Here is an 18,852-nt window from a genome sequence, read left to right on the forward strand (position 1 = left end):
CCTTCAGCGTTTCGTAGCGGCGTCTGCCGCATCGAAGAACGCATCGATCATGCCCAGATCCTTGGCGCCTGGCGCGCTTTCGACACCGGACGATACATCTATGCCGCTTGCCCGCGTCGATGAGAGCGCAGTCGCGACATTATCCTTGTTCAGGCCCCCGGAAAGCATGTAATCCACGCTCTGGTCAAGCGACGCCATGGCCTTCCAGTCGAAGGAAATGCCGTTGCCGCCCGGAAGATCGGAGCCAGCCGGTGCCTTCGCGTCGAACAGAAAACGGTCAGCCACACCTATATAGGCATCGACCCCTGCAAGATCATCCGCGGACTTGACAGAAAACGCTTTCATGACAGGCAGACCGTAGAGCGCCTTGACGTGCAAAATCCGTTCCGGGCTCTCGTGACCGTGGAGCTGAAGCATGTCCGGGCGAAGCAGCGAGACGATATCGTCCAGTTCCTCGTCATCGGCATCCACCGTGACCGCAACGATCTTAGCTCTACCACGCACCCGGTCCGCCAGGTCTCCGGCGATCTCGGGCGCGATGTTACGCGGGCTCTTGGGGAAGAAGATAAAGCCGATATGGGTTGCGCCACGCGTCACCGCGCGATCGACCGCTTCTTCAGTCTTGAGGCCGCAGATCTTGATATCCGGTTTCATGTGCGCGGATTGGCACGAAACGCGCCCGGAGTCGAGCCCTTCAGCGGTCTGGTGGCGTGACAGTTCGGCACGGACTCCTCTTCTCAAGACCTCAGGCAATCATCCAGGGCGTGATTCGGTTCTCCACCACGATCCTGCACGCGAAAGGACATGCTCGCCGACATCATCACAACCAGAACCTCGGTCAAAAGAGCAGGTTTTTCCGGGAAAATAGACGTTCTCGATTCAGGTTTGATTTATTAGGGTTTTGCCAGTAACTTATTCCACAGCAAATTGTTTCTTGAAATGTTTTCGCAGGGGGTAGTCATGGCGGCAAGAGGTGCGAACTTTGTGCGCGCTGCAATGTGCCTTGCCGCGGTGAGCGCTCTTTCAGCCTGCACTCAGACGACTGCGTCGCTCGATTCCAAGTCTTCGAAGACACGAACTGCCCAGGTCAATGTGGGTTCGGCAAAGCAGGTCTACACCTATTCGTCCAGCGACCGCGAATGCCTCAAGCGCGCGATGTATTTCGAATCAAGGCGCAGCAGCCCCGATGGTTTCATGGCTGTCGGCAGCGTCATCATGAACCGCCTGACCTCAGGTCTTTACCCTGAGACAATCTGTGGTGTCGTGGGGCAGGAAAAGCAGTTCGCGCCGGGGGTGATGACCCGCAAGATGGACGAAAACACTGCGCCGCAGCTGAATGAAGCAGCGGAAGCCGTGCTGAAGGGCAAGCGCCACCCCGATGTGAAGGAAGCGATGTTCTTCCACACGAAGGGCCTGCGCTTCCCCTACAAGAACATGCATTACGTGGCTGATGCCGGCGGCAACGTGTTTTACGAAAAGCGCGACGAGGACGGCAACTTGCAGACGCCAGAGCCGAAGCCTGCCGGGGCCTATGTCATGATGGCTGAAGGAACGATCGTACCAACGCCGGGAGCGATGAGCATGATCGCACGGGCCGAGCCTGTTCGTGAACAGACACCAAGCCCCGTTGCGGTTGCGTCCGCAGCAACGCAGCAGCCCTTGCCGGGCGTTGCCTCGGTCACAACGGTTGCCGACACATCTTCCGCCGCTGTCGCAACAGTGCAGCCTGTTGCCCATTCGCCCAGCATGATGCAGGCCTACCAGGCCGGCGCTGGCATGGATGCGGCAAGTGCCGCCATTCTTTCGACTGAAGCCTTGCCCAATAGCGGGCCTCTGCCGAAACGGCGCCCGGCGGGTGCCAAGACCGACACAGCCGGCGACATGGTAATGGTCGCGCCGACTCCGCGTCAGTTCCCGGCTCGCACAGCTACACCTTGATCTCTTTGTCCAGTTTCCGTTTGTTCTAGCCGGGCTTCAGCTGAAATCCAGCGCGTGAAGCTGTGAGCCATTCTGCTTCAGCCATTTGCGCGCCTCTTCCATCCTCGGGCAAAGCTGGTGGCAGAGAGCCCAGAACTTTGGCCCGTGGTTCATTTCCTTCAGATGTGCCACTTCGTGGGCTGCGAGGTAATCGATCACCAGCGGCGGCGCCATGACGATGCGCCAGGAAAAGCTCAGGTTTCCATCCCAGGAACAGGATCCCCACCGGCTTCTCGTGTCTTTCAGCGTGACTGATGCGACCGGCTTGCGGATCGATGCGGCATGGCGAAAGGCCAGCAGCTCCATATCTCGACGTGCTTCTTTTTTCAGAAATGTCGCGACCCGACGGCCGAGATGATCCTCCAGCCCGCTTACCCTTACCACCGGCACGCCATCGACCATGGCGATTTCCGTCAGGCCGCGAAGCGTTCCGGTATGGTCGATGCGGTGCTGAACGCCGCGAATCGGCACGAAGCCGCCTGAGCGGATGGGATTGTCGGTGGAGAATTTCGAGAGCTTCGTGAGCAGCCAACCCTGATGGCGCTCGAGAAATTCCTCGATCTCGCTTTTCCGAAGGCCTGCCGGCACAGTGAGATTAAGCGCGCGGCCGCCGGGCTCGATGCGCAGCGTGATACGAGTGGCGCGACTGTTTTCCTTGATCGTCAGCGGCAAAGCGCGGTTTCCAACTTCAAGCGTGCGCTTCACGGTTTCGAGCGGTTTCGAGCGGGCGCGAAGGGGCTTTTTGAGGAGCGCGAACATGTAGCCTTTCTAGCCGATTCGAGAGAACCGTTCTCATGAAAAAGCCGGCGTCGCAAGGACGCCGGCTCGTTACGTTTTCAGAAGATCCGTTTGACCGATCAGACGTCGACGACCGGGTTCTGGCCGGAAGCGTTGCTGTTACGGCGCTCGCGCATGAAACGATCGAACTCTTCCTGATCCTTGGCACGGCGAAGCTCGCGGGAATAGTTGTCGAACTCATCGCGCATCTCGTCAAGCTTGCGGCGTTCTTCATCCATGCGGTTGAGTTCGGCCTTGCGCCAATCGTCGAAGGCAACGTTGCCTGTCGAGAAATGCGTGTTGTAGCCAGCGGCGCGGCTTTTAGAAAACCACCGGCTGGTCTTGCCGGCCCATTCGTCGGCGCGATTATTGGCATCGCGCTTGAAGCCGCGAAGCCGATCCCCGAAGATGATATAGGCAAGCATGGCCAAGCCAAGAGGCCAGAAGACCACGAAACCGAGCACCATTAAACCAATGGTGGCCGGCGTCCATTCCGGACGAATCAATGCAGACTGGTTCATGGGTTACACCCTTCAGTTCAACGCGGAGTGGCCTGATGCCAGCCCGATGATATCCGATTTGGTGAGCCTCAGACCCGCCTTCAAGAAGACAGGTCGCTAAATCCAAGAACATGCTGAAATACCTTGGAGAAATCCAGATACCGGCATCGAACCGGATCCACTCTCAGGTCGGCGAATCACCCTTGGTATTACGCTTCCGGGATGCGGGCTTGGCAGTTTTGGTATCGGCAATGGCATGCTTGCGGGTGAATTCGATGATGCGGGGGGCGATTTCACTGCGGAAACGCGAGCCGTTGAAGACGCCGTAATGCCCGACATCGGGCTGCATGTAATGCTGGCGCTTGTCATCCGGGATATTCGGACAAATCGTGTGTGCCGCCTTTGTCTGGCCGACGCCGGAAATATCGTCGTTTTCGCCTTCTACCGTCAAAAGAGCGACGGAGCGGATCGCCTTCGTATCAACAGGCATCGCGCGATGCATCATCTCGCCCTTCGGCAAGGAATGACGGATAAAGACGGCATCGACGGTCTGCAGATAGAATTCTTCCGTCAGATCCATCACCGCGAGATATTCGTCGTAGAATTCGCGGTGTTTTTCGGCAGGCTCGCCATCGTTCTTGACGAGGTGCTCGTAGAACTCCTTGTGAGCGGTGACGTGGCGGTCAAGATTCATCGACATGAAGCCGGAAAGCTGCAGGAAGCCCGGATAGACACGCCGCATGAAGCCCGGCTGCGGAAACGGTACGCTCATGATGACATTGTCGCGAAACCATTCGAGTGGGTGATCTCCGGCGAGTTTGTTGACGGCCGTCGGATTGCTGCGGGTATCGATCGGTCCACCCATCAGCGTCATCGAGGCGGGCGCCATCCGATCACAGCGGGTCTCCATCACCGCAACGGCGGCAAGCACAGGCACCGACGGCTGGCAGACGCCGACCACGTGGGTGCCGGGACCGATCTGATGCAGCATCTCGATCAGGTAGTCGATGTAATCGTCGAGATCGAAGCTGCCCTCGGTGACCGGAACCATGCGGGCATCGATCCAGTCGGTGATGTAGAGATCCGCATGCGGAAGCAACGCCTCGACCGTGCCACGCAGCAAGGTGGCATAGTGACCGGACATCGGCGCGACGAGCAGGATCTTCTGGTCGGGCGGGCGCGCGGCGGGCAGATCGCGGCGAAAATGCAGGAGATTGCAAAAGGGCTTTGCCCAGACGATCTCTTCGGTGACCATGACCGGCTTACCGTCGACCACCGTTTCCGGAAGATTGAAGCTCGGCTTCCCATAGCGTCGCGTCATCCGCTCGAACACTTCGAGACTGGCCGACATGGAGCGGCCAAGTGCTGTCTGGGCGAACGGGTTCATCGGATTGTCGGACATGAAGCGCATGGCATCCGCGGCGGCCCGGAACGGCGCCATGGCGGCATGGTTCAACTCATAGAGCTGGTAGAACATGAAATCGGGCTCTCCTCATCCCTGGTCCGATATCCGTCAAAGCGGTGGCGGGCAAAACGTTCCGCCATCGGAATGCAGCAAGGCTAGCACTTGTGGAGGGAGTTATGAAAGGGCGGCGGTTTACCACCGCCCTTCCCTCGCCGCAGCACGCCTTGCCGATGCCAGCGATCGATCAGATATCGGCGACGAATGTCTGTTTCTGGGTGCCGAGACCATCGATGCCGAGTTCGACAACGTCGCCGGCTTTCAGGAAGCGCGGGGGCTTGAGGCCAAGGCCGACGCCCGGAGGCGTACCCGTGGAGATGACGTCTCCCGGATGCAGCGACATGAACTGGCTGAGATAGGAGACGAGGAAGGCGACGCCGTAGACCATCGTCTTGGATGAGCCGTTCTGCATCTTTTCGCCGTTGACCGTCAGCCACATTCCAAGGTTCTGCGGATCCGCGACCTCGTCCTTGGTGACAAGCCATGGGCCAATCGGTCCGAACGTGTCGCAGGACTTGCCCTTGGTCCACTGGCCCGCGCGTTCTGTCTGGAAGGCGCGCTCGGAGACGTCGTTGGTGAGGCAGTAACCGGCAACGTATTCCAGCGCCTCGGCTTCCGACACGTATTTCGCGGTCTTTCCAATCACGACACCGAGTTCAACTTCCCAGTCGGTCTTTTCCGATGTGCGCGGAATGACGACGTCGTCGTTGGGTCCGACGATGGCGGAGGTGGCCTTCATGAAGATGATCGGTTCCGGCGGCACGGTGGCGCCGGTTTCGGCCGCGTGGTCGGAATAGTTGAGGCCGATGCAGATGAACTTGCCGGTGCCCGTCACGCAGGCGCCGATCCGATCGGCAGACAGTTCCGGCAATGTCGACGCGTCGATCGCGGCAATCTTCGTCAAACCCTCGGGCGAAATCGCCTCCCCGCCGATATCCGCGACATGGCCAGACAGATCACGGATCTTGCCATCCTGATCGAGCAATGCCGGCTTCTCCTGGCCCACAGGTCCTACACGCATCAATTTCAAGGTCTTATTCCTCCAGTTGTCAGACAAGTGTTTATGCAAAAAAGAGGCGCGATTGTCACCCCTCTTTCTGCCATCTGCGGTTCATTGCAAAGCAGCCCTAACTGCCTAGATTGGGTAAGACCCAAACTTGAGAGGACACTATGACGACCAGCAACAGCCGGACTTCGGAATTTCCAATCGACGCTTTCTTTCTCGATCGCTGGTCGCCGCGGGCCTTCGAGAAGGAAGCCATCGATCGGGAAACGATGCTGACCATTCTGGATGCCGCGCATTGGGCGCCCTCTTCCGGCAACAGCCAACCTTGGCGCTTTGTCTACGCGTTACATGGTACCGAGGATTTCACCAGACTTGCGGATCTGCTCGTTCCGGGCAATCGGCGCTGGGCAGAAAACGCGGGTGCGCTGGTCTTCTTCGTGTCGAAAACCTATCGCGTTTCCAAGGATGGCGAACGTCGCGAGGGCTATACGCATTCTTTCGACACGGGCGCCGCGTGGTTCTCAATCATCTGCCAGGCGATGAAGCTTGGGTATCATGCGCATGGCATGGAAGGGTTCGACAAGGAAAAGGCTGTTGGCGAACTTGGTTTGCCTGAGGGTTTCAGGGTGGAAGCCGCAGCGGCGATCGGGCGCATGGCAGCCAAGGACACGCTGCCGGAGGACTTGCGCGAGCGTGAGGTTCCAAGCCAGCGCAAGCCTGTATCGGAAGTCGCTTTCGAAGGAAGGTTTGCCGGCGAAGAATAATTGTTTCACGTGAATCGTCCATCCACAGGTTAGATTCACGTGAAACAGATTTCTGCTGGACAAACAAAAATGGCGGCCGGGAGGCCGCCATTTTTGCACGATGAAAAGATTGCTAGATATCGAGGTTGGCGACGTTCAGCGCGTTCTCTTGGATGAACTCGCGCCGAGGCTCGACCTCGTCGCCCATCAAACGCGAGAACAGGCCGTCTGCATCCGTCGCATCGGGAACCTTGACCTGAAGCAGCGAGCGAACGTTGGGATCAAGCGTTGTTTCCCACAGCTGCTCGGCATTCATTTCACCAAGTCCCTTATAGCGCTGCATGGACAGTCCTTTGCGTCCCGCCGCAAAGATCGTGTCGAGAAGGGCGCGTGGACCTGAAATATCCTGCTCGCTATCCTTGCGGGCAAGAACTGGCGACGTGCTATAGATCTCCTGCAGACGCGACGACATCTGGTCGATATGGCGGGCATCGGCAGAGCCGATCAGGGCCACATCGATCACGGCGACTTCCTTTACGCCACGAACCATCCGCTCAAAGCGCATGCCGCCTTCGTCGGTGACGTGACCCGACCAGCCACGCTCGGTTTCCTCGGCGATCATATCGAGACGCTTGGCGACTTCGTTAGCCGTCTGCTGGGCCCGTTCAGGATTGTCCGTCAGATCTGGATGAAGCGCGCCGGCAATGGCTGCCTGCTCGATGATCGAGCGGTTGTAGCGAGAATGCAGTCCCTCGATGATCGAGCGGATGCGCAATGCATCCTGGATGACTTCGCGCATATCCTGGCCGGCACGGACTTCACCGGAGCCGAGGGTCAGGGTCGTATCTTCCAGCCCCATGCCGATCAGATACTCTTCCAGAGCCTGCTCGTTCTTCAGGTACTGGATCGACTTGCCGCGCGTCACCTTATAAAGCGGCGGCTGGGCAATGTAGATGTGGCCACGCTCGATCAGTTCCGGCATCTGACGGAAGAAGAAGGTCAGCAGCAGGGTTCTGATATGGGCGCCATCGACATCGGCGTCCGTCATGATGATGATCTTGTGATAACGCAGCTTGTCAGCGTTGAACTCATCCTTGCCGATCGATGTACCCAGAGCGGTAATCAGCGTGCCGATTTCCTGGCTGGACAGCATCTTGTCGAAACGGGCGCGCTCGACGTTCAGGATCTTGCCGCGGAGCGGTAGGATAGCCTGGGTATCACGCGAACGGCCCTGCTTGGCGGAACCGCCGGCGGAGTCACCCTCGACGAGGAAGACTTCGGACTTGGCCGGATCGCGTTCGGAGCAATCGGCGAGCTTGCCGGGAAGCGAGGCGATATCGAGCACGCCCTTGCGGCGGGTGAGTTCACGAGCCTTGCGGGCCGCTTCGCGGGCAACGGCAGCTTCCACCACCTTGCCGACCAGGATCTTCGCTTCTGCCGGATGTTCTTCAAGCCAGGAGCTCAGCGCTTCGTTGACGAGGCTTTCGACAACCGGGCGCACTTCCGAGGACACGAGTTTGTCCTTGGTCTGCGACGAGAACTTCGGATCCGGCACCTTTACCGAAAGAACTGCGGTCAGGCCTTCTCGGCAGTCGTCACCGGTGAGCGAAACCTTTTCCTTTTTCATGATGCCGGACGAATCCGCATAGGATGTGATCTGGCGAGTCAGCGCACCACGGAAGCCTGCCATATGCGTGCCGCCATCGCGCTGCGGAATGTTGTTGGTGAAGCAGAGAACGTTCTCGTGGTAGCTGTCATTCCACCACATCGCGACTTCAACCGTCATGCCATCCTTCTCGCCCTTGATGGCGACAGGCTTTTCGACGAGCGGCTTCTTGGAACGATCAAGATATTTGACGAAAGCCTCGAGGCCGCCGTCATACAGCATTTCCTCTTCCTTCACGTCGGGCTTGCGCCGATCCGTGAGCCGGATTCGAACGCCGGAGTTGAGGAAGGCGAGTTCGCGAAGGCGGTGCTCGAGTGTGCCGTAATCAAACTCGGTCATAGTGAAGGTTTCCGTGCTGGCGAGGAAGGTGACTTCCGTGCCGGAGCGACCTTCATAATCCCCGATGACCTTCAGCGGCGCATCGGCGACGCCGTGCGTGAACGAGATCTCGTGAACCTTGCCTGAGCGACGGATCTTCAGCTTGAGCCAGACCGAAAGCGCATTGACGACCGAGACGCCAACGCCGTGCAGGCCGCCCGAGACCTTGTAGGAATTTTGGTCGAACTTACCGCCGGCGTGGAGCTGGGTCATAATGACCTCGGCTGCCGAGACGCCTTCGCCGGTATGGATATCCGTCGGAATGCCGCGACCGTTGTCGGTGACGCTAACCGAGCCATCCGCATTGAGCGTGACCGTGACGATATCTGCATGGCCGGCCAAGGCTTCGTCGATCGCGTTGTCGACGACCTCGTAGACCATGTGATGCAGACCCGAGCCGTCGTCTGTGTCGCCGATATACATGCCTGGGCGCTTTCGCACCGCATCCAGGCCCTTTAGAACCTTGATGGAATCGGCACCGTATTCGGCACTCGCGCCGTGATCGCTGACGGGTGTGTCGGTCATTCAGTCTCTTCCAGTTGGTTAAAATACCGGCGAGCGAATCACCGGAGTCTCCGCCTTGAATATAGGGAATTCAGGGCGGTTTCTAAAGGTTGGTGCCTCGCAAAATGCCTGGAAAGGCGTGGATGCGCAGAGATTTCCAGGGCAATTCAAGCCTTTTGCAGAAGTCTTCGCATTTCCTCTAGCACGTCCGGCGGCAAAGAGCGAATCCGTGCCGCCAAGGCGTTGGCAAATGCGGTGTATGCAGGCGCCAGGCCTGTCGTGTCGAGGACCACTTTCGGGCGCGAGGCTTCTGCGACCCGAAACAATTCTTCCGCTTCATCCCAGATGATGTTGAAATAGCCGGTGATACGCTGGAGCAGCTCGAATGTGGGCCGGCCCCGTTTGCCATGTTCCAAGGCCGACAGATAGGCAGGCGTAACCCCGATCGCCTCTGCCAGTTGCCTCTGGGTAACTCCCTTTTTGGCGCGCAGCTGTCGAAGCGCTTCACCAAAGGGCGTCACAGGACCGATCCCCGATAATCCGCACGGCTCTTTGAAAGCCGCACGTACATGGCGCCCTCGCCACCATGGTTTTGGGCTGCCCATTCGTAGGACGAGATCAGGAAACGAAATTCGGCCTTCGAGAACCACAGCGGCACCGCACGGCGCAGAACCCCCTCGCCGCCCACCGAGCGGCCCTTGCCGGTGATGACGAGAACATGGCGCAGACCGCGATCATGGGCACTGTAGAGAAAATCGAGCAGCAGGTCGTGGGCGGCGTCCTGGTAGAGACCATGCAGATCGAGCCGAGCATCGATCGCAAGGCGACCCTTGGCGAGCTTCTTCCGGGTGGGTTTTTCCAGCGGATGATGGATGCCGGCAGGCTTTTTTACCTTCGGCGCGACTGCCGCGAAGGCATCGCTGACACGCTGGGTTGGCGGTACCGGGGGCTTAGAGACTTCATCCTCTGCCGCCAGTCGTGCCGCCATTTCCTCTTCGAAGGCAGCGATCTCTTTCATGCGCCCAGGCAGAGCACGGGCGGATTTCGCCACCTTGCCCCAAAGGATGCGTTCATCTGAACTGAGTTTTCGATCCTTCATGCGCCATATCCTACCCGGCATAACGGCCGGCGGCCGCGTTTGGGACGAGGATATAGAAATCCGCATCGTTTCGCACCGTGCCGGCAAGCTCGCCTGCGTGATAGCCGGAACCGGTGAAGATATCGCCCCTCGCAGGCCCAATAATGGCTGAACCCGTATCGAGCGCCAGCATCAGCCGCGCAAACGGCTTGCCGTCGTCGAGATGTGTCAGCCGTTCCGCATGGATGAAGAAGGGGTAGCCGAATGTGTGAATGGAGCGATCCACGGCGAGCGAGCGTCCCGCGATCAGCGGCACCTTGGCGGCAGCGATAGGACCGAGGTCAGGGTCGCTGACATCGGCCTCACGGAAGAAGATGTAGGACTTGTTGTGCCATAAGACTTCATCAACCTTAGCCGGATTCGACACCAGAGCTTCGGCAAGCCACGCCCGTATGCTCTGCATGGAAATATCTTCGCGAGCGATTTCGCCACGATCGATCAGAAGCTTGCCGATCGGCGAAAACGGATGGCCTGCCTTTGCTGCGTAGGTGATGCGACGGACGCGGCCATCGGGATAGACCAGCCGAGCTGCGCCCTGAACATGGGCAAAGAAAACGTCGATCCGCGACCGTGCGAAGGCTATCTCCAGCCCCCGCCCGTCGAGACAGCCGCGATCGATTTCACCGCGATCCGGATAAGCGACGATACCATCCGGCGTCTGACGGCCGAACATGTAGCCGGAGTCGAGATCCGCAGGGCGATTGCTTTCGTCGAGATCGACGAGATCGTCAGGCCGGAAATAGAAGGGATGGGTGAAAAGACCTTCGCTCACATCGGAGACGTCGACTTCCGGTTCGTAGAAGGCGGTGACGAATCCTTGTTCGTCATTGTGCTTCAGGATCCGGAAGGGTGTGCAGCGTTGTTCGAAGAAGGTGCGAGCTGCAGAGGCATCCGCAAATGGTGCGGCCTGCTCGAAGAGGTCCGCCAGTTCCATGGCCTCCAGGCCGAGAGAACCCTTGCGATAGGGCTTAACGTTTCGGATATGGGCCGCGCAAGCACGCATCGCCTCATACAGCGGGCTCGGATCGTCGGCAGCCCAACCGGGGAGATCCGCGAAGTCGACCCTCTCGAGGCGGAAGTCAGAGAGGGTCGGAGACGCGGAAATCATTGTTCGGATTCGGTGGCGACCAGCTTCCAGTTCGGGTCGCGGGAGCCGATGTCGCGGGCAAAGGTCCAGATGTCGATGACGTCGGCTACGGTTTCCTGATCGCCGTCGATCAGCGTGCCAGCCTTGTCGAAGGTTGCGGAGATCAACTGGCTGACAATGCGGACGGTAACCTGAGATTCGCCGTCCTTGATCGAAACCTGTGTCATGTCGCATTTGTCGATGCCGACAAATGTGGACTTGATCACCTCGCCCTTGGCCTCGCGCTCGGCGATCGCCGCTTCGAAGCCGTCATAGACCTCATTGGAGAGAAGCCCCTTCAAGGTCTTCCGATCACCGTCGGCAAAAGCCATGACGATCATTTCGTACGCCATCCGCACGCCGTTGAGGAATTCCTTCGGGCGGAACGACGGATCTTCCTTCACGAGGGCACGAAGCGATGCGTTGAGCGGCGTATCAGGCTTCGCGACGGCGTCGATATCGGCATTGCGTTGTTCCTCATCGACATTGTCGCGGCGAGGAAGCGTCACTACCTTGCTATCGTCCTCGACGGGACCGCGGGCAACATCGCGAGGGCTGACTGTCTCAGTCGGCGGCTTCTCATGTCCCGTGCGCCGGCCGAGGACGCTGCGCAATTGCAGGAATATCAGCACTGCTGCGACGAGGAAAAACAGTGTTATCAAGTCGTTCGAGCCCATTTTATCCCGCAATTGTCGTTTAAAAGTTCTATGCAGCTTTTCATATAGTCTCCTACCGCCCATCTTCAAATAGCAACGGCGTGAGATGAACCCATATCCGCCAATTAGATACAGGCAATGATTATGCGCTTACCATTCCTTCCGGTTGTTCTCCTGGCATGGCCGCTGGCCGAAATCGCTGGTTTTGTTCTGGTCGGAAGAGCGATCGGACTCTGGGGAACGCTTGGCCTCGTCCTCGGAACGGGCCTTCTGGGCGCATTGATGATCCGCGGCCAGGGGATGACTATGCTGCGGCGGCTTTCGACAGAAGGGCGCGAAGGTCGGATGCCTGCAGCCGAACTGGTAAGCGGAGCGATGGTCGTGGTGGCTGGCATCCTGCTGATGCTGCCCGGGTTTCTGACCGACATCATTGGTCTCGCGCTGCTTGTGCCCTTTATCCGCAAGCTGATCTGGTCGGCCATCGGCAGCCGCGTGGTTGTCGTGAATTCGGGCGATCGCAGAAGCCCGGGCGGTTTTCGCGCCGGTCCCGGCCCTGGCCCCGGCCCTGAGCCTGTTCATCCGGTTGGATCCGGCCCGGTGGTCGATCTCGATGACGACGATTATCGCCGCGAACCGAACCCGTCCTCGCCTTGGGCGGACAAGGATAAGCGGATCGAACCTTAAGGCTAAGATCTCGCAGGGTTGTAAGCCCCGGAGCGAAATGTTAAGTGCCCCCAACGCTTTTCAGCCACCCTTTCCAGCCTTGAGGAATTTTTATGGCAGACGATAACGAACAGGCTTCCGCACCCTCGCTCAATATCCTGGCGCAGTACACCAAGGATCTTTCGTTCGAAAACCCCGGCGCGCCACGCTCGCTGCAGTCGCGCGACAAGGCTCCAGCGATCAATATCAGCGTCAACGTCAACGCCAATCCGCTTTCCGAAAACGACTTCGACGTCGTTCTGTCGCTGAGTGCCGAAGCCCGTGAAGACGACAAGATCGTGTTTGCGGCCGAGCTGGTCTACGGCGGCGTTTTCCGCATCACCGGTTTCCCGCAGGAGCACATGCTGCCGCTTCTGTTTATCGAATGCCCGCGTCTCCTCTTCCCGTTCGCACGCCAGATCATTTCCGACGTGACCCGCAACGGTGGCTTCCCGCCGCTGATGATCGATCCGATCGATTTCGGTCAGATGTTCTCGCAGCGTATGGCCGAAGAACAGACCAAGTCGCAGGTTCAGCCGCTCAACAGCTGAGCGAGCAACGGATAGAATATAAAAAGCCCGGTCACAGCCGGGCTTTTTTCATGTCTGGACTTCAGCAGGAATCAGTCGGCTGCATATTTCAGCCAGACGGCCTTATCCTTCAGTCCACTCACCATCGCGGCATGGGCCGCGATGTCGTCTTCGCTAATGCGCGGCGGCAGAGGGCGTGGCCGTGCGGCGATCGCGGTGACCACCACATCCTCGATCTCGATGACGTTTCTCGGCTGATCGGCACCAACCAGACCGAGAGCCGCCTGCCGGCCGCCGGTCATTTCGATATAGACTTCCGCCAGGAGTTCGGAGTCGAGCAGCGCGCCGTGCTTGGTGCGATGGCCATTGTCGATGCCGTAGCGACGGCACAGTGCGTCGAGGGAGTTAGGACCCATCGGATGCTTTCGGCGGGCCATCGAAAGCGTATCGACCACGTTTTCCGGTGGGACCGGCGGCAGGCCTATGCGTTCAAATTCGGCATTGATAAAGCCGATATCGAAATTGGCATTGTGGGCGATCCACCGGGCGCCATCGAAGAAGTCGATGATCTGCTGCGCCACCTGGGCGAACAGCGGCTTGTCTTTCAGCGACTCATCGGTAATGCCATGGACAGCCAGCGCATCCGGATGAACCTTGCGATCGCCCGGGTTGATATAGAGGTGCAACGTTCTCCCCGTCGGGAAGTTGTTGATGAGCTCTATGCCGCCGATTTCGATAATCCGGTCGGCCTTGGATTCAAGGCCTGTGGTTTCGGTATCGAAGATGATTTCACGCATGGGTAATTCCGTTCCTGCTGCCGGCTTTGAGCTTGCCGATGATCTCGCGCACGCTTGATCTGGCTGTCTCCAGTCCGGCGCCGGTGTCGATGACGAAATCGGCACGCGCCCGCTTTTCGGCATCCGGAACCTGCCGGGCCAAGATCATCGACAACTTCTCCTCTGTCATGCCGGGCCGCGCAAGTACCCTCTGGCGCTGCACCTGTGGATCGCAGCTGACGACGACGACAAAATCGACCCTTTTTTTGCCGCCGGTCTCAAACAGCAAGGGAATGTCGAGCACGACGAGCGCTGCGCCGGCGCTTTTGTGTTTATCGAGAAATTCTGCTTCGCGTTTGCGCACCAGCGGGTGGACGATGGATTCCAGCAGTTTGAATTTTTCAGGTGCTGCCGAAAGCTGGCGCGACAGTTCCTGTCGGTCGACGACACCGTCTCTGACCGCATTCGGGAACGCCTCCGCGATCGGATCGACCGCTTCACCGTGATAGAGATCGTGGACCACCTGGTCGGCATCGTTGACCGGGATACCCTCTTGCGCAAACATTTGTGCGGTGGTGGATTTTCCCATGCCGATGGAGCCGGTGAGGCCGATAACGATCATCCGTGCATATCCATATCTGCGATGACGAGATCCCGCAGCGTCTGATCGACGACAGGGCGGAGGCCGAACCATTTCTCGAAACCCGGCACGGCCTGATGCAGAAGCATGCCGAGACCATCCACGGTCACGAAGCCCTGCTCCTCCGCCTGTTTCAGAATGTCCGTTTGCAGCGGGATATAAACGATATCGGTAACGACTGCGTGCGTGAGCATGGTCGAGAAGTCGAACTGCGGTATCGGCGCGCCGTCCATGCCGAGCGATGTTGTATTCACAAAGAGACCTGCGCCGGACATGACCTCGCCCAGTGCTTCCATCGCATGCGCGTGCACGTTTTGTCCGAACCGGTCGGCAAGTTCCTGCGCACGCGCCACGGTCCGGTTGACGACGTGGATTTCTCCGACGCCCTGATCCCTGATGGCTTGAATGATGGCTCGGCTGGCACCGCCGGCACCGAGAACGACGGCGCGATCGACATTTTTCCAACCGGGCGACTGTTCGTCGAGGTTGGCGGTAAAGCCGTAGACATCGGAGTTCGAGGCGTGAAGAACACCGTCCTCCACCCAGAGCGTATTGGCGGCACCGAGTTCTTCGGCTATCGCATCTGGACGATCAGCGAGCGCAAAAGCCATTTCCTTGTGGGGAATGGTGACATTGCCGCCGCGATAGCCCGATGATCCGTCTTTGAGCTTGCTGACGAAAGCTGGAAAATCCTCAGGTGCCACCGCTTCACGTGTGTAGCGGCCAGAAATACCGAACTTAGCCAGCCAATGACCGTGGATGATCGGCGAACGCGAGTGCTTGATCGGCCACCCCGTTACGAAAGCGTTAACCAAAAGTGTTTCACGTGAATCAGCCATCGATCGCTCCGATAGCGCGCAAAGTGTCGAGAAGCGGCAGCATGGGGAGGCCGAGAATGGTGAAGTAATCTCCATCGATCCGCGAAAAGAGCTGAATGCCCTCACCTTCCAACTGGTAGGCGCCGACGCTTCCGAACACGGTTTCGCCCACCCTATCCAGGTAGCGATCCACGAATATTTCGCTGAGCGGTCTGACAGTGAGATCGGCACGGGCAACGTGCTCCCACAGGGTTTCGCCATCGCGCACCAGAGCGACGGCGCTATTCAGTCTATGGGTCCTGTCTGACAGAGACAGCAGGCTTTCGCGCGCCCCTTCCCGTGATTTCGGCTTGTGATAGACGCGATCGTCCAGCGACATGGTCTGATCCGAACCAATCACGATGGCGCCTTCAAAGTGACTGCTGACATCAAGCGCCTTGGCCTTCGCCAAAGTCAGCGCGACGACATCAGGACTGGCGCCAACCAGTCCGGTCTCGATTTCACGTTCATCGATATCGGCCGCCCGGCTTTCGAAACTCAGGCCGGCATTTTCCATCAGCATTCGTCTGAACTTGCTGGATGAGGCCAATACGAGGGGCATGGTCACGGCATATCTCCGGATGGATTTGGTGCGGATTACCGCAGCTTCGGGCGGAGCGCAACGATAGCAGCGGCTGTCTCCTCGATCGAGCGGCGGGTGACATCGATGATCGGCCAGCCGTGGCGGGAACAGAGCGCTCTTGCATATTTCAGTTCTTCGTTGATCGTTGCCCGATCCGTATAGTGACCGCGATCGAAATTTTGCGTGGTTCCGAGTTCGCGGTGTTCGCGCACCTGAGAAATGCGGTCGGTCGTCGCAACCAGCCCGACAATCAGTGGCCGGGTCGCAGATAGAAGTGTCGACGGAAGCTCCACGCCCGGCACGATCGGAATATTGGCTGTCTTGATGCCGCGGTTGGCGAGATAGATGCTGGTCGGGGTTTTCGAGGTGCGGCTGATCCCGACCAGCACGACATCGGCCTCGTCATAGCCTTCGGGCATCTGGCCGTCGTCGTGATCCATGGTGAAGTTCAGCGCTTCGATGCGGGCGAAATATTCCGCATTGAGAGCGTGTTGCGCGCCGACGCGGTATTTCGACGGTGCCCCCAAATAAGTCTGGAATGTCGCCATAACCGGTTCGAGCACGTTGACGCATGGGGTTCCCATCTGACGGCAGCGCTCGTCCAGCAGTTTCGCAAGCACGCGATCAACGATCGTATAAAGGACGATCCCCGGTTCGCGATCGATCGCCTCCAGCACGGCGAGAACCTGCTTGCGGTTTCGCACCAGCGGATAGACGTGCTCGACGGCGAGCGAGGTCTGAAACTGGGCTGTCGCCGCGCGTCCTGTCGAGATCAGGGTTTCGCCCGTGGAGTCAGATATGAGGTGGAGATGGAAGAAGTTTTTTCTGTTCTCCACGTTGTTCTTCGTCCTCTGTTGATAACCGGGGAGAGAGTGACCGCGTTTGGAGGGACGGGCCCGACCCCTGGGATAACCTCCGAGTTGTCCACAATCACGTATTTCGAGGAAGCCGTTTCAGGCCACCTGTTCAAAGCGGGGATAACCGGATGAACCTATCGCTTGATTCACAAGATATCCACAAGAGAGCTTCACCAAGCGCCCGGCACAAGCAATTGATATCCCTGATCGAAATATGGTTATCCAGAAGCTCTGCCAAGAACGCCCGGAAGTTTTCCTTTTCAACGATACGGAGCGGCAGATCGTCGCGTTTTCTGTGCAGGAGTTTTAATCCTTGCTACTCACCGACTCTAAGAAATAGAAGATCTTAAGAATCTTATTTTCTTTATTTGGAGAACCCATTGGCCGGTCCGACCAGGAAGATCGTTGAGGTGCTGAACGGCAAGACGATCACCCCACCGCCGATATGGCTTATGAGGCAGGCAGGTCGATATCTGCCCGAGTACCGGGAAGTCCGTGCGGCAGCCGGTTCGTTTCTCGATCTCTGTTATACGCCGGATCTGGCTGTCGAAGTGACGCTTCAGCCTATCCGGCGCTACCAGTTCGACGCAGCCATCCTGTTTTCCGATATCCTCGTCATTCCCGATGCCTTGAAGCGCAATGTTCGCTTCGTGCAGGGAGAGGGTCCAAGGATGGATCCGATCGACGAAGCAGGGATTGCAGCGCTCGATGGCAGCACGATGCTTTCCCACCTTGCACCGGTGCTGGAGACGGTTCGGAGGCTTCGGCTGGAGCTACCCCCTGAAACTGCCCTGATCGGCTTCTGCGGGGCTCCCTGGACCGTTGCGACCTATATGATCGCCGGTCAGGGAACACCGGACCAAGCGCCGGCACGTCTGTTCGCCTACCGCTACCCCGAGGCCTTTGAAAAACTGCTGGCTCTGCTGGCGGAGATGTCTGCCGAATATCTGATCGGTCAGATCGATGCGGGCGCAGATGTCGTGCAGATCTTCGATTCCTGGGCCGGCGTGCTCGGGGAGAAGGAATTCGAGGAATTCTCGATCAAGCCCGTGCGGCGGATCATCGATATCATCAAGGCAGCGCGACCTGACGCGAAGGTGATTGCTTTCGCCAAGGGTGCAGGCATGAACCTCAAACACTACCGGGCCCGGACGGGCGCAGATGCAATCGGGCTCGATTGGTCGGTGCCGATGTCGTTTGCGCAGGAGCTGCAGAAGGACGGGCCCGTCCAGGGCAATCTCGATCCAATGCGCGTGGTGGCAGGCGGAAAGTCCCTAGACGACGGGATCGATGCTATTCTCCAGGGGCTTGGACAGGGACCGCTGATCTTCAATCTCGGCCACGGCATCACACCGCAGGCGGATCCGCAGACTGTTGCGCATCTTGTGAAACGGGTCAGAGGATCGGGCGTATGACGCGGGACGATCGCACCGGTGCCGGAAATGGGCGGCGTGTCGCGTTCCGGGCGGCGACGGCGCTTTCGGTTTTCGTCGTCGTGCTGTTTTTTATCTACTGGCTGCGGCCGGATGATTTCCTGCTCTACATCAAGGCCTTTCACGTCATCGCCGTGATTTCCTGGATGGCCGGGCTGCTCTACCTTCCCAGGCTTTTCATCTATCACACGGAAGCCGAACCCGGCTCCGCCCAGTCGGAAACCTTCAAAGTGATGGAGGGGCGGCTCCTGAAAATCATCATGAACCCGGCGATGATGATCAGCTGGGCGCTCGGGCTTTATCTCGCTTGGGCAGTCTACGGTTTCCAGGGCGGCTGGCTTCATGCCAAGATACTGTTTGTCCTGCTGCTCACCATGGCGCATATGCGGTTCAGTGCCGCAGTTCGGGCTTTTGCCATAGACGGGCCGCGCAAAACCGCCCGCTACTGGCGGCTGATGAACGAAATCCCGACGGTTTTGATGATCGCCATCGTAATCATGGTCATCGTTAAGCCATTTTGATGGTGTCTTGAGCTTTTTCT

Annotated in this window: 21 protein-coding genes; 6 read left to right on the forward strand and 15 right to left on the reverse strand. The window is 58.6% G+C overall.

Features of this window, described 5'->3' with window-relative positions:
* Positions 1 to 3: 3 nt before the first annotated feature.
* Complete coding sequence (locus IFT59_RS22250; protein WP_113167242.1) at positions 4 to 654, reverse strand: phosphoribosylanthranilate isomerase; 651 nt, start codon at positions 652 to 654, stop codon at positions 4 to 6.
* A 306-nt stretch (positions 655 to 960) separates the two neighbouring features.
* Between IFT59_RS22250 and IFT59_RS22255 the strand changes: the two genes are divergently transcribed.
* Entirely contained in the window at positions 961 to 1,938 is a 978-nt protein-coding gene (locus IFT59_RS22255) for a cell wall hydrolase (protein ID WP_249407709.1), read from the forward strand.
* A 36-nt stretch (positions 1,939 to 1,974) separates the two neighbouring features.
* Here the strand turns inward: IFT59_RS22255 and IFT59_RS22260 are convergent, their stop codons facing one another.
* The 4 genes from IFT59_RS22260 to IFT59_RS22275 form a co-directional block, all read right to left on the reverse strand.
* A complete protein-coding gene (locus IFT59_RS22260) occupies positions 1,975 to 2,736 on the reverse strand; it encodes a M48 family metallopeptidase (RefSeq protein ID WP_062577118.1) in 762 nt (253 codons plus the stop codon).
* Between the two features lie 98 nt (positions 2,737 to 2,834).
* Positions 2,835 to 3,275 (reverse strand): DUF2852 domain-containing protein, encoded by a 441-nt coding sequence (locus IFT59_RS22265; RefSeq protein ID WP_192088316.1) that lies wholly within the window; start codon positions 3,273 to 3,275, stop codon positions 2,835 to 2,837.
* 163 nt (positions 3,276 to 3,438) lie between these two features.
* Positions 3,439 to 4,731: a polyhydroxyalkanoate depolymerase gene (locus IFT59_RS22270; protein ID WP_192088317.1), complete on the reverse strand. Its 1,293-nt coding sequence runs from the start codon at positions 4,729 to 4,731 to the stop codon at positions 3,439 to 3,441.
* 172 nt (positions 4,732 to 4,903) lie between these two features.
* Positions 4,904 to 5,746 carry a fumarylacetoacetate hydrolase family protein gene (locus tag IFT59_RS22275; protein WP_192088318.1) on the reverse strand — a complete coding sequence of 281 codons (843 nt, stop codon included), beginning with the start codon at positions 5,744 to 5,746 and terminating at the stop codon, positions 4,904 to 4,906.
* 140 nt (positions 5,747 to 5,886) lie between these two features.
* Between IFT59_RS22275 and IFT59_RS22280 the strand changes: the two genes are divergently transcribed.
* Positions 5,887 to 6,486 carry a nitroreductase family protein gene (locus tag IFT59_RS22280; RefSeq protein ID WP_092665198.1) on the forward strand — a complete coding sequence of 200 codons (600 nt, stop codon included), beginning with the start codon at positions 5,887 to 5,889 and terminating at the stop codon, positions 6,484 to 6,486.
* 112 nt (positions 6,487 to 6,598) lie between these two features.
* Here IFT59_RS22280 and gyrB read toward each other — a convergent pair whose 3' ends face one another.
* The 5 genes from gyrB to IFT59_RS22305 all read right to left on the reverse strand — a co-directional run bounded on the left by gyrB (position 6,599) and on the right by IFT59_RS22305 (position 11,954).
* Positions 6,599 to 9,034 carry a DNA topoisomerase (ATP-hydrolyzing) subunit B gene (gene gyrB / locus IFT59_RS22285; RefSeq protein ID WP_062577110.1) on the reverse strand — a complete coding sequence of 812 codons (2,436 nt, stop codon included), beginning with the start codon at positions 9,032 to 9,034 and terminating at the stop codon, positions 6,599 to 6,601.
* Positions 9,035 to 9,180: 146 nt separating this feature from the next.
* Positions 9,181 to 9,534 (reverse strand): helix-turn-helix domain-containing protein, encoded by a 354-nt coding sequence (locus IFT59_RS22290; RefSeq protein WP_092665195.1) that lies wholly within the window; start codon positions 9,532 to 9,534, stop codon positions 9,181 to 9,183.
* Positions 9,531 to 10,112: a Smr/MutS family protein gene (locus IFT59_RS22295; protein WP_082471708.1), complete on the reverse strand. Its 582-nt coding sequence runs from the start codon at positions 10,110 to 10,112 to the stop codon at positions 9,531 to 9,533. The genes IFT59_RS22290 and IFT59_RS22295 overlap by 4 nt, the downstream gene beginning before the upstream one ends.
* Positions 10,113 to 10,122: 10 nt before the next feature.
* Positions 10,123 to 11,259, reverse strand: coding sequence for a murein transglycosylase A (gene mltA, locus IFT59_RS22300; RefSeq protein WP_192088319.1), 1,137 nt, complete (start codon positions 11,257 to 11,259; stop codon positions 10,123 to 10,125).
* The gene (locus tag IFT59_RS22305) at positions 11,256 to 11,954 is read right to left on the reverse strand and encodes a Tim44/TimA family putative adaptor protein (protein ID WP_062462907.1); all 699 of its coding nucleotides are present in this window, start codon (positions 11,952 to 11,954) and stop codon (positions 11,256 to 11,258) included. The genes mltA and IFT59_RS22305 overlap by 4 nt, the downstream gene beginning before the upstream one ends.
* A 123-nt stretch (positions 11,955 to 12,077) precedes the next feature.
* Between IFT59_RS22305 and IFT59_RS22310 the strand changes: the two genes are divergently transcribed.
* Together IFT59_RS22310 and secB are read left to right on the forward strand one after the other, a co-directional pair.
* The gene (locus IFT59_RS22310; protein ID WP_092665268.1) at positions 12,078 to 12,617 is read left to right on the forward strand and encodes an FxsA family protein; all 540 of its coding nucleotides are present in this window, start codon (positions 12,078 to 12,080) and stop codon (positions 12,615 to 12,617) included.
* Between the two features lie 92 nt (positions 12,618 to 12,709).
* On the forward strand, positions 12,710 to 13,186 hold the full coding sequence (secB, locus tag IFT59_RS22315; protein WP_062462904.1) for a protein-export chaperone SecB: 477 nt from the start codon (positions 12,710 to 12,712) through the stop codon (positions 13,184 to 13,186).
* A gap of 71 nt (positions 13,187 to 13,257) precedes the next feature.
* Here the strand turns inward: secB and dnaQ are convergent, their stop codons facing one another.
* Genes dnaQ through IFT59_RS22340 form a run of 5 tightly spaced genes read right to left on the reverse strand, consistent with a single transcriptional unit; the run spans position 13,258 to position 16,857 of the window.
* The gene (dnaQ, locus tag IFT59_RS22320) at positions 13,258 to 13,962 is read right to left on the reverse strand and encodes a DNA polymerase III subunit epsilon (RefSeq protein WP_113109964.1); all 705 of its coding nucleotides are present in this window, start codon (positions 13,960 to 13,962) and stop codon (positions 13,258 to 13,260) included.
* Positions 13,955 to 14,563 (reverse strand): dephospho-CoA kinase, encoded by a 609-nt coding sequence (coaE, locus tag IFT59_RS22325; RefSeq protein ID WP_192088320.1) that lies wholly within the window; start codon positions 14,561 to 14,563, stop codon positions 13,955 to 13,957. The genes dnaQ and coaE overlap by 8 nt, the downstream gene beginning before the upstream one ends.
* Positions 14,560 to 15,420 (reverse strand): shikimate dehydrogenase, encoded by an 861-nt coding sequence (locus tag IFT59_RS22330; RefSeq protein WP_192088321.1) that lies wholly within the window; start codon positions 15,418 to 15,420, stop codon positions 14,560 to 14,562. The genes coaE and IFT59_RS22330 overlap by 4 nt, the downstream gene beginning before the upstream one ends.
* Positions 15,413 to 16,006, reverse strand: a complete 594-nt coding sequence (locus IFT59_RS22335; protein ID WP_192088322.1) for a Maf-like protein — start codon at positions 16,004 to 16,006, stop codon at positions 15,413 to 15,415. The genes IFT59_RS22330 and IFT59_RS22335 overlap by 8 nt, the downstream gene beginning before the upstream one ends.
* 29 nt (positions 16,007 to 16,035) lie before the next feature.
* The gene (locus IFT59_RS22340) at positions 16,036 to 16,857 is read right to left on the reverse strand and encodes a pyruvate, phosphate dikinase/phosphoenolpyruvate synthase regulator (RefSeq protein WP_192088323.1); all 822 of its coding nucleotides are present in this window, start codon (positions 16,855 to 16,857) and stop codon (positions 16,036 to 16,038) included.
* Between the two features lie 401 nt (positions 16,858 to 17,258).
* Here IFT59_RS22340 and hemE point away from each other — a divergent pair, with 401 nt between their 5' ends.
* Positions 17,259 to 18,293: a uroporphyrinogen decarboxylase gene (gene hemE / locus IFT59_RS22345; RefSeq protein ID WP_192088324.1), complete on the forward strand. Its 1,035-nt coding sequence runs from the start codon at positions 17,259 to 17,261 to the stop codon at positions 18,291 to 18,293.
* Entirely contained in the window at positions 18,290 to 18,832 is a 543-nt protein-coding gene (gene hemJ / locus IFT59_RS22350; protein ID WP_062577089.1) for a protoporphyrinogen oxidase HemJ, read from the forward strand. The genes hemE and hemJ overlap by 4 nt, the downstream gene beginning before the upstream one ends.
* Positions 18,833 to 18,852: the final 20 nt, after the last annotated feature.

Source organism: Rhizobium sp. CFBP 8752, from assembly GCF_014842035.1.
GTDB lineage: Bacteria > Pseudomonadota > Alphaproteobacteria > Rhizobiales > Rhizobiaceae > Neorhizobium > Neorhizobium soli.